This is a genomic window from Vaccinium witches'-broom phytoplasma str. VAC (assembly GCF_000309405.1).
GTDB lineage: Bacteria > Bacillota_I > Bacilli_A > Acholeplasmatales > Acholeplasmataceae > Phytoplasma.
The window spans coordinates 1-351 of record NZ_AKIN01000090.1; the positions used below are offsets into that span (position 1 = coordinate 1).

Here is a 351-nt window from a genome sequence, read left to right on the forward strand (position 1 = left end):
AAGAACAAAAAGCTAAAATCAAAGAAACCTTAGATAAAAACGAAGATAAAATTAAAGAAATAAAAAAACAACTTAAAAATACATCGGGTAATATCACTATTTTAAAAGGTCAACTTCAACAAAAAGAAGCCGAATTAAACAACAAAGACAAAGAAATAAAAGATAAACAAGAAGAACTAAAAATAACAACTAACACCGACGATAAAAAACGTTTACAAGATGAAATCCAAAATTTACAAGGCCAAACAACAGAAATAGTTGAACAAATAATGAAAATTAAAAGAGAAATAGCGAATTTAGAAGCTACTCGAGAAAAATATGAAGCAAATTTATCGAACGCAATAAAACTAA

General features: G+C 25.9%; 1 pseudogene. It reads left to right on the forward strand.

The window, feature by feature from the left end:
- Nucleotides 1-351 (forward strand): annotated as a pseudogene (locus RI68_RS03915) (DNA double-strand break repair rad50 ATPase); the annotation flags it as partial.